The 13036-nt window shown below is 67.9% G+C and carries 14 protein-coding genes; 10 read left to right on the top strand and 4 right to left on the bottom strand.

What is annotated here, in order from left to right; translation table 11 throughout:
* Together DDF67_RS04930 and DDF67_RS04925 are read right to left on the bottom strand one after the other, a co-directional pair.
* On the bottom strand, nt 1–582 hold the full coding sequence (locus tag DDF67_RS04930; RefSeq protein WP_109099823.1) for an isochorismatase family protein: 582 nt from the start codon (nt 580–582) through the stop codon (nt 1–3).
* A 39-nt stretch (nt 583–621) separates the two neighbouring features.
* Nucleotides 622–1398, bottom strand: coding sequence for a pirin family protein (locus DDF67_RS04925; RefSeq protein ID WP_109099822.1), 777 nt, complete (start codon nt 1396–1398; stop codon nt 622–624).
* A 79-nt stretch (nt 1399–1477) separates the two neighbouring features.
* Between DDF67_RS04925 and DDF67_RS04920 the strand changes: the two genes are divergently transcribed.
* Nucleotides 1478–2350, top strand: a complete 873-nt coding sequence (locus DDF67_RS04920; RefSeq protein WP_109099821.1) for a LysR family transcriptional regulator — start codon at nt 1478–1480, stop codon at nt 2348–2350.
* Nucleotides 2351–2506: 156 nt separating this feature from the next.
* Here DDF67_RS04920 and DDF67_RS04915 read toward each other — a convergent pair whose 3' ends face one another.
* Entirely contained in the window at nt 2507–3271 is a 765-nt protein-coding gene (locus DDF67_RS04915) for a LytTR family DNA-binding domain-containing protein (RefSeq protein WP_146197957.1), read from the bottom strand.
* A gap of 143 nt (nt 3272–3414) precedes the next feature.
* On the opposite strand from DDF67_RS04915, the gene DDF67_RS04910 reads away from it, so the two are divergent.
* On the top strand, nt 3415–4956 hold the full coding sequence (locus DDF67_RS04910; RefSeq protein WP_109099819.1) for a carboxylesterase/lipase family protein: 1542 nt from the start codon (nt 3415–3417) through the stop codon (nt 4954–4956).
* A gap of 155 nt (nt 4957–5111) precedes the next feature.
* Here the strand turns inward: DDF67_RS04910 and DDF67_RS04905 are convergent, their stop codons facing one another.
* The gene (locus tag DDF67_RS04905) at nt 5112–6284 is read right to left on the bottom strand and encodes a GAF domain-containing sensor histidine kinase (protein WP_199229155.1); all 1173 of its coding nucleotides are present in this window, start codon (nt 6282–6284) and stop codon (nt 5112–5114) included.
* A gap of 288 nt (nt 6285–6572) precedes the next feature.
* On the opposite strand from DDF67_RS04905, the gene DDF67_RS04900 reads away from it, so the two are divergent.
* From DDF67_RS04900 to trbL, 8 genes are all read left to right on the top strand, one after another.
* The gene (locus tag DDF67_RS04900; RefSeq protein WP_109099817.1) at nt 6573–6944 is read left to right on the top strand and encodes an MmcQ/YjbR family DNA-binding protein; all 372 of its coding nucleotides are present in this window, start codon (nt 6573–6575) and stop codon (nt 6942–6944) included.
* A 180-nt stretch (nt 6945–7124) separates the two neighbouring features.
* Entirely contained in the window at nt 7125–8033 is a 909-nt protein-coding gene (gene trbB / locus DDF67_RS04895) for a P-type conjugative transfer ATPase TrbB (RefSeq protein ID WP_109099816.1), read from the top strand.
* Nucleotides 8034–8160: 127 nt separating this feature from the next.
* The gene (locus DDF67_RS04890; protein WP_456297800.1) at nt 8161–8466 is read left to right on the top strand and encodes a TrbC/VirB2 family protein; all 306 of its coding nucleotides are present in this window, start codon (nt 8161–8163) and stop codon (nt 8464–8466) included.
* A complete protein-coding gene (locus tag DDF67_RS04885) occupies nt 8466–8732 on the top strand; it encodes a VirB3 family type IV secretion system protein (RefSeq protein ID WP_109099815.1) in 267 nt (88 codons plus the stop codon). The genes DDF67_RS04890 and DDF67_RS04885 overlap by 1 nt, the downstream gene beginning before the upstream one ends.
* Before the next feature lie 2 nt (nt 8733–8734).
* Complete coding sequence (gene trbE / locus DDF67_RS04880) at nt 8735–11176, top strand: conjugal transfer protein TrbE (RefSeq protein ID WP_109099814.1); 2442 nt, start codon at nt 8735–8737, stop codon at nt 11174–11176.
* Nucleotides 11173–11889: a P-type conjugative transfer protein TrbJ gene (gene trbJ, locus DDF67_RS04875; protein WP_109099813.1), complete on the top strand. Its 717-nt coding sequence runs from the start codon at nt 11173–11175 to the stop codon at nt 11887–11889. Before trbE ends, trbJ begins: the two co-directional genes overlap by 4 nt.
* Nucleotides 11886–12113 (top strand): putative entry exclusion protein TrbK-alt, encoded by a 228-nt coding sequence (trbK-alt, locus tag DDF67_RS04870; protein ID WP_109099812.1) that lies wholly within the window; start codon nt 11886–11888, stop codon nt 12111–12113. Before trbJ ends, trbK-alt begins: the two co-directional genes overlap by 4 nt.
* A partial coding sequence (gene trbL / locus DDF67_RS04865) for a P-type conjugative transfer protein TrbL (protein WP_109099811.1) occupies nt 12110–13036 on the top strand: 927 nt, incomplete at its 3' end. The genes trbK-alt and trbL, both read left to right, overlap by 4 nt.

Genomic DNA, 13036 nt, shown 5'->3' with positions numbered 1-13036 from the left:
TCAGCCCGCGTCCGACCGGATGAGCTTGATGACCTCCTGGCCTTGCGGCGTACTCCAGTCCCCGACCAGTTCGGCGACCATCTGGTTGGTCCCCGCAAGCAAGACGCCGGCTTGTTCCATGCGGCGCAGGGCCAGCTCGTCACCGGCCAGCGTCGGCGATCCACCCGCGTCGGCGACGACCTGGACAGTGAACCTGTCGCCGACCAAGCTCAAAGCCGGGAGCACGGTGCAGACGTCGTTGGTGACGCCGGCCAGGATGATCTTCTTTCGCCCCGTCGTTTGGATCGCCCTCGCGACGGCCGGATCCTCTACGGCGTTGATCACGCCCCGCCGCTTGATCCGCGCCGCGTGGGCGGCCGGCAAGATCGCCGGTAGATCCTCGACCAGCGGACCCTGGGCTTGGTCCTCCATACTGGAGGTGAGAATGACCGGTAGATCAAGGATCCGAGCGACCTGCGCCAGCATCACCACGTTGCGCTTGAGGCGCTCAGGATCGGTCGAGCCGACCATTGCGATCGTGCCGACCTGATGATCCACCAACAGCATGACCGCGTTCTGCGCCGTGAAGGGTTCAAAGCTCATAGAGATGTTCCTTGTGAGGGGATCGACATATCAGGGCCTTCACACCAGCCGCTCGGCCAACGGGCGACCGGTAAAGACGACCACCTGTGCGGGACCTTCGTCGGCGGTCAGGGTGATCTGGCGCTGTGAGGCGGCGGCGGGAAACACGGGAAGGCGCGCGTCTTCGAGGGCGTAGCGTCTCCCCTCGACCCGCGTGGCGCCGGCGATGGGCATCAGGATCGCCACATGGCCCGCCGGGATGGCTACGCCGAGACTTCCCGCCGCGTTCAGCGTGATATCCAAGAGGCCAACGTCATTGGGCGGCTGGAGCGGCGAGCGCTGACCCGCAAAGTCACCAAGCGCGACTCTGACAGCTGCGCCAGACGTCCGCGCGATCGGGATCTCTTCCGGGCCCAGGCCAAGAACAAACGGGGAAGCGGTCCGAAGCCGAGGCGGCAGATCGACGAAGATCTGAAGCGCGTGGACGGTCTTGCCCGGCTCTGCAGGCCTCTCCTCGTGAACGATGCCTTGGCCTGCCGCGGTCCAATGCAGCCCGCCGGGCGCGATCAGGTTTTGCGTGCCCAGGGAGTCACGATTGGCCAGGCCGGTTTCTGAATCGGCAAAGACGTAAGAGATCGCCGAGAAGCCCGCGTGAGGGTGGGGCGGAAAGGTCGGTGCGCTCATCCAGGCGTGGTCGATGTTCAGATAGGGGTCGCAGAGCGCTTGGATCTTGGAGCCCCGAAGCCCGAAGGCTTGAAACGTCGGCCCGTGACGCGCGCGCTGCAAGTTCAGGACCGTAGGGCCAGCGCTGTCCGCCGAATGCCGAATGTCTTCCATGGCCCATCGTGCAACCTCTCTGGCAATGAGATAAAGGCGTCAGATTGGGATTGAATAATCCACTGGTGGAACAATCGACATGGAACTTTTGGCCGACATGGCGCTGTTCGTCGAGGTCATGAAAACACGGAGTTTCCGAAGGGCCGCAGAGGCCCTGCACATGCCAAGCTCGACCTTATCGCGCCGGATTGGAATGCTGGAAAAGGCCGTTGGCCTTCGGCTGCTCAACCGGACCACCCGTAAAGTCGAGCCCACCGAAGCCGGTCAGCTCTATTATGAACGTTGTCGCCGCATCGTTGATGAGGCCCGTCTTGCTCATGAGCAATTGGGCGAGTTGCTGGAACAGCCGAGCGGAACCTTGCGGGTGTCGCTACCCGTGGATTTTGGAACCTACTTCCTGACGCCGGTGATCGCCGAATTTGCCGAAAAATACCCCGCCATCTCGTTTGAGTTCGATCTGACCCCGCGCCGCGTCGACCTTGTCGCCGAGCCGTTCGATGTGGCGATCCGGATGGGGGAGCTGAGCGACTCCGGGCTTATCGCCCGCCGACTGGCCACGGTCGGCCGCAGCCTCTATGCCTCGCCAGCCTATCTGGATCGACGAGGCGCACCGAAGGCGCCCGCTGATCTCATCGACCACGAGTGCCTTTGCACGCCGAGGATCGACCACTGGAGCCTGTCGTCAGGCGGCGACGTCGTGGAAGTCCTCACGCACGGACGCTTCAGGCTCAACAGCATTGGCATGATCCGCCGGCTGGCGACGATGGGAATGGGGATCGGCCTGCTTGCCGACGGCATCGTTTCCGAGGACGTAGAGCGCGGCGATCTTTGCCGCGTCTTACCTGAATGGTCAGCCGCGCCGATCTCTGTCTACGCCATCACCGAGACGCGCCTCTTGCCGGCCAAAACCCAGCGCTTCATCGAGTATCTGCAGGCTTGCCTCGATCGATGAGCTTAGCTGCAGCAGGTTCCGATGGGAATGCGCACCGAATAAGGCATTTATCGCTGCGGACCGGCCCTATCGAACGTCGTGTTCCTGGAGCGATCCCAAGTTCTGCTGCTGGCGCGACCTGGCCGGAGAGAGGCGCCGACCGTTGCATGGAGGGTTCTACGCGAACCTCGCCAACGCTTCGGACAGTCGGGCCCGGCGACCGCGCGCGACCCTCAGGACTTGGCCGTCGGCCATGGTGAGCTCGGCGTCACCATTCGACAGGGCAGCGAGTGTCCGCACGCCCGACACCGCGACGATCGTCCGGCGGTGGATTCGCACGAAGCGGTCGGAATCAAGGCGCCCCTCCAGGTCCTCCAAGGTCTGGCGCACCAGGTGGGTGACACCGCACGCGCGGATGGCCTGGTAATTGCCCTGGCTCTCGATCCATTCGATATCGTGGGGGTGGATCACGAGAGTCCGACCCCGCTCGCTGAACACGAGGCGCGCGGGCTGCGCTCGGTCGCGGCGGACCAGCAGCACGAAGCCCAGGGACACCGACAAACCGAACACGAGCAGCACGAAGTTGGCCGCCAGCTCCTGCCAGATCCCGTGCAGGCTCGGCAAGGCGTGGCCGTCCAGGAGCCAAGCCTCCAAGAGACACGAGACGATGATCAGGCCGAAGGCCAGGGCCAGCACGCCCACAGCGCGCGCGCGGTTGCCTGCGCCGGCCAGGGCGAGCACCGCCGGCGTCGCGGCCGCGCCTAGGGCCCCGGCGGCCAGCAAGCGTATGACCTCGCGCAGCCAAGGAGGCGGCGTGCTGGCGGCGGCGAGGTTGCCAGGCTCGAGCGCGCAGACCAGCGCCAGCCAATAGAGAAAGCCCGCGCCAAGCCAGCCGGGGCCGGATAGGCGGTCGAGGCGTGGAAGTAAGCGCGGCAAAACCATGGCGTCATTTGCACCGGCCGGGTCCCCCGCGTCCACGGCCCTTTCGGCAAAGTGACGAGCCGAGGTCTGGGCGGGACAAACCGGTCTTATCGATCCGCGCGCAAGCCGCGACCCTGTCGCCTTGTACCCAAGGAGGCGAAGCGATGCGTAGGATCGGGCTAGTGACGGTGTTTTGGATGTGGGTCAGTCTTGTGCACGCCGCGCCGGTGGCGCGGCTGGACACTGGTAGCATCGAGGGTGTCGAAACCGGCGGCGTTCTGGCCTTCCTCGGTCTGCCCTACGCCCGGCCTCCGGTCGGCGACCTACGGTGGCGAGCGCCGCGTCCCGCAATGCCTTGGACGAGTCTGCGGCCCGCGAACACGTTTGCCCCGGCCTGTCCGCAGCGTGGCGTCTCCATGCCTGGCGAGCCGGCTCCCGCGACAAGCGAGGACTGCCTCTATTTGAACGTGTGGACGTCGAGCAAAACCGCCAAGCCCGCCGCTCGCTCGCCGGTCATCGTCTGGATCCACGGCGGGGGCTGGACTAATGGCGCAACGTCGTTGCCGCTGTATTCCGGCGACACCTTAGCCGCGCGCGGTGTGGTGGTTGTGTCGATCGCCTATCGCCTGGGCGCGCTGGGCTTTATGGCCCATCCGGCGCTGAGCGCGGAGGATGGCGGATCATCCGGCAATTTCGGCCTCATGGACCAGATCGCGGCGCTGCGCTGGGTCCAACGCAACATCGCCGCGTTTGGCGGCGACCCGCGGAACGTGACAATCGCGGGGCAGTCGGCGGGCGCCATGTCCGTCAGCCTGCTGCTGGCGTCGCCGGAGGCCACGGGCCTGTTTCATCGCGCCATCGCGCAGAGCGGCGGTCTATTCGAGCCCATCGCCCTAGCCCCCAGCTACCAATTGGCCAGTGCCGAGCGCGACGGAGCGGCCTTCGCCGAGAAGCTCGGCGCGACAACGACGGCGCAGTTGCGGGCCTTGCCGGTAGAGGCTCTCACTGCGCCTGACGCGGCGCGTCTGGGCCATCCGGTGATAGGCGCGCGGGTCCTGCCGCTGGCGCCCTGGGACGCCTATACGGCCCGCCGCCAGAGCCGCGTCCCGCTGCTGCTAGGCTACAACGCCGAGGAGGCTCGGTCCCTGACCGACCTGTCGGCCATCCGCGCGGCAAGCTTCCAGGCAGATCTGGCCAACACGTTCGGCCAACTGCCGTCCGCGCTGCTGGCCGGCTATCCCTTCAGCGACGATGTGGGGGCCCAAGCCGCACGCGATGCGTTCGAGCGCGATCTGCGTTTCGGCTGGGACATGTGGGCCTGGGTCCGGCTGCAGGCGCGGACGGGGACGCCGGCCTATCTCTACCGCTTCTCACGCCGGCCACCGTTCCCTAGCAACTCGGTTCGGGCCGGCTGGGGCGCATCGCACTTCGCCGAGCTTTGGTACATGTTCGGTCAGCTCGATCAGGAGCGCTGGGCCTGGACTGAGATCGACCGGCGGCTCTCGGCGACCATGGTCGACCAATGGGTCGCCTTCGCCCGCACCGGCGATCCGAACGGCGACGGCCGCCCCGCCTGGCCGCCGTTTGATGAGGCCGATCCGCGCATCCTGGAGTTGGGGGACACGATCGAGGTCAAGCCCTTCGTTCCGGGCGGACTCACAGGTCTCGACGCGGTCTACAACGCCGTCCGCCAAAAGCCGAAGTGATGAGCTGCTCATCGCGTTCGGCGCCGGGGATCTTGGGTCCGGTTCCTCGCTCGATCCCAATGTCCGCATGTGGCGCGCCTCCAACTATCCGCTCGCCGCCAATCCAAACTCGACGTCTTGCGCACCGACTTGACGCGGGAACTGGCGACGGTTGGTCAGATACCGATCGGCATGCGCAAGGTGAAACGGGTCTCTTCGGAGGTGGAGGTCGCCGTCAGCGTCGCCTTATGGGCGCGAGCGATCTCCGAGGCGATATAGAGCCCAAGGCCAAGCCCCTGCTGGGTTGGCGTGGCTGACGCGCGCTCGAACGGCTGGAACAGGCGCGCCAGGGTTCCACTGGGAATGGGCGGGCCCTGGTTGGCGACCGATAACTCGAACATCGGGCCGCTTATCTCGGCCTTGACGACCACGGCGCTATCCTTGGCGCCGTGGGTGAGGGCGTTGGCCACCAGGTTTGAGAGAAGCTGGGCCAGCCTTTGCCGGTCGGCCGGAATCGCTTCGGGGACGATGATGTTGGCTTCGATCACGCGATCGGGGTGCGCCGTCCAGAGTTCGGACACCACAGCCAGAAGGGCAGGGCCCACTTCGCCGTCCAGCGAGAGGTCGACATTGAAGCCGCCGCCCAAGCGCGCACGGGCAAAATCCATGACGTCGGAAATCAACCCGGCCATGCGCGTCGTGCTGGCCTCCATCTGACTAAGGATCCAATCGCTGCGTGGGCCTGTGGGGTCCTTGCGCAGGAGGCGAACCCCGCCCTCGACCGCCGCCAAGGGGTTGCGAAGGTCGTGCCCGAGCACGGCGATGAACTGTTCGCGCAGCTCGGAGCCGGCGCGTTCATTGGTCAGGGCCGCTTCGCTGAACGCCAGTCGACGTCCAGCCTCAAGCTGGGCCCCAATCAGCTGCGCGAAGAGTTCGAACGTCTCCTTGGCGTTGCGCTCAGCCAATGGAGCCGGCGCGGGATCGATGGCGCACAGGGTGCCGAAGAACTCCCCTTGGCAAAAAATCGGGACAGCGATGTAGCTTTGCAGGCCGTACATGGCCGGCGTGGGATGATTGGCGTATTGCGCGTCCTCGGCGACGTTGCTGATCAAGACTGACTGGTGATGGTCGCGGATCTCGCTGCAAAGCGTCGTCTCGACGCTGAGTTCCCCGCCGACCGGAAGTCCGAAGTCGATGTGATCGGCCACCGCGCACGCGACCCAGCGGTCAGGCGTGACCCTGGCGACCACGGCATAACCCATGCCGGTCAGCCGGCAGACGTTCTGCAGGATTCTGGGAACGACCTCGATCGAGGCGACCGCCGCGATGTCGTCAGCGATTTCCGTCACGCCGCAATCCATTCATAAGTTCGGCGAGAACTTGATTGGGGTTGGCCGGCGACGCAAGGCGGAGCGAGTGAAGTTGTCAGCACGATGCTGCGGCATTGGAGCATTTTTTCCACCGTGCGGAGGCTCCTCGGCGGTGAGCGCCCACAACCTGCTTCGTGGCGCCCTGGTGATCTCGTACCTCCGCTTGTGCGAAGCCTCGCCTCGAGCGTCCGCTTCTGACGTTGGGCGCCTCGACTTTGCCTCGCCAGCCAGACTCAGGGTCTGTTTGCCGAGGTGACGAGGGATGCGATGACGCCGGACGATTTTCTGCAACGGGTCCACGGCCTCGCGCCCGGCGCGGTGGCCAAGCTGGTCTTGGAGGCCAGGCAGGTTCGCCTCGGCGGAAACACCTTCGCCACGCTGGGCTGGCCGGACGCTGCCCATGCGGTCATCAAGGTCGATCCCGCGCGCCAGACGCTGGTGCTGTCGATGAGCCAGGCCTTGAGCTGCGAGCCTGGCCGACGGCGCAAGGCCGGGATTATCCTCATCAGGCTGGCCGCCCTGGAGGCTGACGTGGCGGCCGAAGTGATCGCCGAGGCGGTGACCTACGCCCAGCGTGGAGCGCGGCGAGCCCAGATCGCCGCCCGGCTCGTGACGCCGCTGAGCGCCGCGGCGGCCTAGATCGCCGGCCGGCCTGGCGCGTCGAGCCGCCGTTTCCCTGTCTCTGTACGCCAGGGTACGACGGCGCGATTTGGCTGTTGAGATCGGCCAATTCCAGGTCTTCTTACTCATCCCCGTGGAAACCGGGGATGAGCCGTGGACCCTTCCGAAACCGAACTTGGACATGAGCGCAGCCGCCAGATGCTGCGCACGGCTCTTGGGCCTCTGCTGCTGGCGCGGCTGGAGGATCCGGGCGTGGCCGAGGTCATGCTCAACCCCGATGGCCGGGTGTGGATCGACCGCCTCGACGCGGGAATGATCGATGCGGGGCTGACGGTGTCGCCCGCTGACGCCGAACGGATCCTGCGGCTGGTGGCCCATCACGTCGCCGCCGAGATCCATGCCGGCCAGCCGCGACTGTCGGCCGAGCTCCCCGGAACGGGTGAGCGCTTCGAGGGCCTGATGCCGCCACTGGCGGCCGCCCCGACCTTCTCCATCCGAAAGCCCGCCAGCCTCGTCTTTCGGCTCGACGACTACGTCCGGGCCGGGATCATGACGGAGCGGGAAGGGCAGGTGCTGGCCTGCGCCGTGCGCGAGCGCGCCAACATCCTGGTCGCCGGTCCCACCTCGAGCGGCAAGACCACGCTGGTCAACGCCCTGCTGGCCGAGGTGGCGATGGGCGGCGACCGGGTGATCCTGCTGGAGGACCTGCGCGAGCTGCAGTGCGCGGCTGGCAACCAGGTGGCCTTGCGGACCCGCGAGGGCGTGGCCTCGCTGACCGACCTCGTGCGCTCGGCCCTGCGGCTGCGGCCTGACCGAATTATCGTCGGCGAGGTCCGCGGACCCGAGGCGCTGGATCTCATCAAGGCCTGGGGCACCGGCCACCCTGGCGGGGTCGGGACCCTGCACGCCGGATCGGCCGTGGGCGCGCTGCTGCGTCTAGACCAGCTGATCCAGGAAGCGGTGGTCACCGTGCCGCGGGCCCTGATCGCCGAAACCATCGATCTCATCGCCGTGCTCGCCGGTCGCGGGCGAGCGCGACGCTTGACCGACCTTGTCCGCCTGGAGGGCTTTGGCCCCGACGGCGCCTACCAGCTCAGCCCCGCCTGAGAGCCTAAGCCCCGCAAACCCTGACCTCGTTGAAGGAGATGGTCTCGTGTCCACGAGCCTTGCCGTGCCGCGCGCTTCTGCGTGCGCCCCCGCCGACCAGCGCCCTCGTTTTTCCCGCCTGCCGCCCATCCGGCGCTGGCTGCTCGCCGGGAGCGTCCTGGCGTTCGGCCTGATCGCCGCCCAGGCCCACGCGGCCGGTTCGTCCATGCCCTGGGAAGAGCCGCTGCAGCAGATTCTGGAGTCGGTCGAGGGGCCGGTCGCCAAGATCATCGCGGTGATCATCATCATCGTCACGGGCCTGACCCTGGCCTTTGGCGAGACCTCGGGCGGATCGCGCAAGCTGATCCAGATCGTGTTTGGCCTGTCGATCGCCTTCGCCGCCTCCAGCTTCTTCCTGTCGTTCTTCTCGTTCGGCGGCGGGGCGGTCATCTGATGGCCGGCGATCGCGCGATGGGGTTCGCCGCGCCCGTGCACCGGGCCCTGACCGAACCGATGCTGCTGGCCGGCGCCCCACGCGCGATCGCCCTGGTCAACGGCACCCTGGCCGCGGCCCTGGGCATGGGCCTTCGCCTGTGGGCGCTGGGCCTGATGCTCTGGCTGGTCGGCCACGGCCTGGCGGTTTGGGCCGCGCGACGCGATCCGCAGATCTTCGAGGTCGGGTCGCGTCATGTGCGCCTGCCGGCCCGACTGGAGGTCTAGCCATGCTCGATCTTCGCGAATACCGCCGCCGGCCCGCGCTGCTGGCCGATTTCCTGCCCTGGGTCGCCCTGGTCGCGCCGGGCGTCGTTTTGAACAAGGACGGCGGCTTTCAGCGGACCGCCGCGTTTCGCGGGCCCGATCTCGACTCCTCCACCGATGCCGAGGTCGCGGCTGTCGCCGCGCGGCTCAACGGCGCCTTGCGCAGACTCGGCTCGGGCTGGGCGCTGTTCGTCGAGGCCCGCCGCGACCGCGCGGAGGACTATCCTTTGAGCGTCTTTCCCGATCCGGTCTCGGCCCTGGTCGACGAGGAGCGCCGCGCCGATTTTCTGGGCGGCGGCGAGCATTTCGAGAGCCGCTACTTCCTGACCCTGACCTACCTGCCGCCTGCCGAACGCCGCGGCCGGCTTGAACGCCTCTTCGTGGAGGGCAGGGCCGGGAGCCAGATAGACTGGCGCGCGGAGCGCTCCGCCTTCATCGACCGCGCCGATCGGCTGCTGGCCCTCCTTGACGGACTAATGCCGCGCCTGGCCTGGCTCGATGACGCGGCCACATTGAGCTTCCTGCATGGGGCGGTCTCGACCGCTCGCCAGGGCGTGGCGGTTCCAGAGACCCCCATCCACCTCGACGCTCTGCTGGCCACTGAGCCCTTGAGCGGCGGCCTGGATCCGCGTCTGGGCCGGGCCGCGCTGCGGGTGCTGACGATCGTCGGCTTTCCCCCTTCGACGACGCCGGGCCTGCTCGACGACCTCAACCGCCTGGCCTTGCCCTATCGCTGGTCGACCCGGGCCATCTGCCTGGACAAGGCCGCCGCCCAGAGCCTGCTGACCAAAATCCGCCGCCAATGGTTCGCCAAGCGCAAGTCCGTGCTCGTCCTGCTGCGCGAGGCCCTGACCCAGGAGCCGGCGGCCCTGGTCGACAACGACGCGGCCAACAAGGCCGGGGACGCGGATCTGGCGCTGCAGGATCTCGGCGGCGACGCGGTCGCCTATGCCTATGTCACCGCAAGCCTCGTGGTCTGGGACGAGGATCCCGCCCTGGCCGACGCCAAGCTCGCCCTGGTCGAGAAGGTCATTCAGGCCCGCGACCTCACCGTCATTCGCGAGGACGTCAACGCCGTGGAGGCCTGGCTCGGCAGTTTGCCTGGCCACGTCTACGCCAATATCCGCCAGCCGCCGCTCTCGACCCTGAACCTGGCGCATCTGGCGCCGATGTCGGCGGTGTGGGCTGGACCCCGGCGCAATGCGCATCTGGACGGCCCGCCGCTGCTCGTGGCGCGCACGGCCGGATCGACGCCCTTTCGGCTTTGCCTGCATGTCGACGATGTCGGCCATACCCTGGTTGTGGGGCCGACCGGCGCGGGAAAGAGCGTCCTCCTGGCCATGCTGGCCCTGTCGTTTCGCCGCTATCCCGAGGCCCAGGTCTTCGCCTTCGACTATGGTGCCTCGAGCCGCGCGGCGGTCCTCGGCATGGGCGGTGACTTCCACGATCTTTCGGGACAGAGCGGCGCGGCGCCGACCCTCCAGCCCCTGGCCCGGATCGACCAGCTCGACGAGCGGACCTGGGCGGCCGACTGGCTGGCGGCGATCCTGGCTCGGGAAGGCGTCACCCTGACCCCTTCGGTGCGCGAGCACCTGTGGGCCGCGCTGGGAAGCCTTGCCGGCGCGCCGCTCCCCGAACGCACCCTGACCGGCCTTGTCGCGCTGCTGGCCGCGCCGGCCCTGAAAGCCGCCCTGGCCCCCTTCGTGCTGGGCGGGCCGCATGGCCGGCTGCTCGATGGCGCGGGCGAGCGGCTCGGCGACGCCGCCGTCCAGGTCTTCGAGACCGAGGGCCTGGCGCGCGGCGCGGCGGCCCCTGCTGTGCTGGCCTATCTCTTCCACCGCATCGGCCGGCGCTTGGATGGTCGCCCGACCCTGATCCTCATCGACGAGGGATGGCTGGCGCTCGACGACCCAGCCTTCGGCGCCCAGCTGCGCGAGTGGCTCAAGACCCTGCGCAAGAAGAACGCCTCGGTGGTCTTCGCCACTCAGTCCCTGGCCGACATCACCACCAGCGCCATCGCCCCGGCCATCATCGAAAGCTGCCCGACCCGGATCTTCCTGCCCAACCCGCGCGCACTTGAGCCGCAGGGTGCAGCGGCCTACGCCGCCTTTGGCCTCAATCCGCGCCAAATCGAGATCCTGGCCCGAGCCACGCCTGCCCGCGACTACTACCTGCAATCCCGGGTTGGCGACCGATTGTTCGATCTTGGCCTGGGGCCCGTGGCCCTAGCCTTTTGCGCCGCCTCGTCCAAGGCCGACCAGGCCGCCATCGCCAGCGTCTTGGCCAGTCACGGGCGGCGCGGGTTCGCGCGCGCCTGGCTGCGCGGCAAGGGCCTGGATTGGACCGCCGACCTCCTGCCGGGCGGATCGGCCGCCCAAGCTTCCGCCTCGGAGACATTGTCATGATCTTACACCGCCGCCGCTTGGCGGGCGTGCTGGCCGCGAGCCTTCTGGGCTTGGCGCCCGTTGCTGCGACCCCGGCCTTGGCCCAATTCACGGTCTTTGATCCGACCAACTACGCCCAGAACGTCCTGCAGGCCGCCCGCGCCCTGCAGACCATCAACAACCAGATCACCGCCCTGCAGAACCAGGCCCAGATGCTGGTTGGACAAGCCCGGAACCTGGCGAGCCTGCCTTATTCGTCGCTGGCCGCCCTGCAGGCCCAGGTCGATCGCACGCGGGCCCTGCTGGCGGAGGCTCAGGGCCTGGCCTATGACGTCGCCGCGATCCGCGAGGCCTTTTCGAGCCAGTACGGCAGCGTCGCGCTGTCGGTCACCGACGCGGCCCTGACGCAGCGCGCCGATGCGCGCTGGGGCGCGGCGCTGGCCGGATTTCAGGACGCCCTGAAGGTCCAGGCCGGCGTGGTCGGCGGGCTTGGGGCCAGCCGCGATCAGCTGACCGCGCTGGTGGGTCAAAGCCAGGGCGCGGTCGGCGGGCTGCAGGCCGCTCAGGCGGGCAACCAGCTTTTGGCGCTCCAGGCTCAGCAATTGTCGGACCTGATCGCGCTCAACATCGCCCAGGGCCGCGCCCAGGCCCTGGAAGCCGCCGACCGGGCTGCCGCCCGAGCCGACGCCAAGGCGCGCTTTTCCAAGTTCATGGGGAGCGCTGGCACGCCGTGACCCGAGCCCTCGTTTGGGGGACAGCCCTCATCATCCTACTGGGCGTCGCTGTCTTGGCGGGCGGGGCGTCCCAGCCATCATCGGATCACCGATCGGTCGCGGAGACGCCAGACCCCCAGCTGGCCCGATGCCAGACGCTCGGCGAAGCCAGCGGCGACGACCCGCAATGCCGGGCGGCGTGGGCGTCGGCCCGCAAGCGCTTCTTCGGCGGGGCCGCGTCATGAACGACGTCGGCGTCATCGACCGGTTCTTCGACACCTTCAACCGTTATCTCGATAGCGGGTTCGGGCTCCTGGGCGGGGAGGTGGCGTTCCTGTCGACCACCCTGGTGGCCATCGACGTCACCCTGGCGGCGCTGTTCTGGGCCTGGGCGCAGAACGAGGATGTGCTGGCGCGGCTGGTCAAGAAGACCCTCTATGTCGGTTTCTTCGCCTTCCTGATCGGCAACTTCCAGGCGCTCAGCCTTATCGTGCTCAAGAGCTTCTCGGGCCTTGGCCTCAAGGCGTCGGGGACGGGGATCTCGGCCGAGGACTTCTTGCGGCCCGGGCGCCTGGCGGCCCTAGGCGTGTCGGCCTGCAAGCCGATCCTCCAGGCCGCCGCGGAGCTGGGCGGCTTTCCGGGCTTCTTCGAGAACATCGTCCAGATCGTCATCCTGCTGGCCGTGGCCCTGCTGGTCATAGTCGCCTTCTTCATCATCGCCGTTCAGGTCTTCGTCGTCCTGATCGAGTTCAAGCTCGTGACCCTGGCCGGCTTTGTCCTGGTGCCGTTCGGCCTTTTCGGGCGCACCGCCTTCCTGGCTGAAAAGGTGCTAGGCAATGTCATCGCCAGCGGCGTCAAGGTCATGGTGCTGGCGGTGATCGTCGGCATCGGATCGTCGCTCTTTGCCGAGTTCAGCAGCGCCTCCAGCGGTCAGCCCACCCTGGAGGAGGTCTTGGGCATGGCCCTGGCGTCCCTGACGCTTCTGGGCTTGTCGATCTTCGGCCCTGGCGTGGCGTCGGGCCTGGTGTCGGGCGCGCCGCAACTGGGCGCCGGCGCGGCCGTCGGAACGGGCCTTGTGGTTGGCGGCATGGCCATGGCCGGCGCCGCGGCCGCCCAGATGGTCGCCGCCGGAGCCGGGACGTCCGGCGCGGGCGCCGCGGCCGCGGGC

Source organism: Caulobacter endophyticus (assembly GCF_003116815.1).
Classification (GTDB): domain Bacteria; phylum Pseudomonadota; class Alphaproteobacteria; order Caulobacterales; family Caulobacteraceae; genus Caulobacter; species Caulobacter endophyticus.
Note: the sequence above shows the minus strand (reverse complement) of the source record. Positions and strands in the feature narration are given on the sequence as shown.

Bases quoted from the DNA above. Each gene is read 5' to 3' on its own strand.
- DDF67_RS04930 (WP_109099823.1), bottom strand. From the start codon at position 582: ATGAGCTTTGAACCCTTCACGGCGCAGAACGCGGTCATGCTGTTGGTG.
- DDF67_RS04925 (WP_109099822.1), bottom strand. From the start codon at position 1,398: ATGGAAGACATTCGGCATTCGGCGGACAGCGCTGGCCCTACGGTCCTG.
- DDF67_RS04920 (WP_109099821.1), top strand. From the start codon at position 1,478: ATGGAACTTTTGGCCGACATGGCGCTGTTCGTCGAGGTCATGAAAACA.
- DDF67_RS04915 (WP_146197957.1), bottom strand. From the start codon at position 3,271: ATGGTTTTGCCGCGCTTACTTCCACGCCTCGACCGCCTATCCGGCCCC.
- DDF67_RS04910 (WP_109099819.1), top strand. From the start codon at position 3,415: ATGCGTAGGATCGGGCTAGTGACGGTGTTTTGGATGTGGGTCAGTCTT.
- DDF67_RS04900 (WP_109099817.1), top strand. From the start codon at position 6,573: ATGACGCCGGACGATTTTCTGCAACGGGTCCACGGCCTCGCGCCCGGC.
- trbB (WP_109099816.1), top strand. From the start codon at position 7,125: ATGCTGCGCACGGCTCTTGGGCCTCTGCTGCTGGCGCGGCTGGAGGAT.
- DDF67_RS04885 (WP_109099815.1), top strand. From the start codon at position 8,466: ATGGCCGGCGATCGCGCGATGGGGTTCGCCGCGCCCGTGCACCGGGCC.
- trbE (WP_109099814.1), top strand. From the start codon at position 8,735: ATGCTCGATCTTCGCGAATACCGCCGCCGGCCCGCGCTGCTGGCCGAT.
- trbJ (WP_109099813.1), top strand. From the start codon at position 11,173: ATGATCTTACACCGCCGCCGCTTGGCGGGCGTGCTGGCCGCGAGCCTT.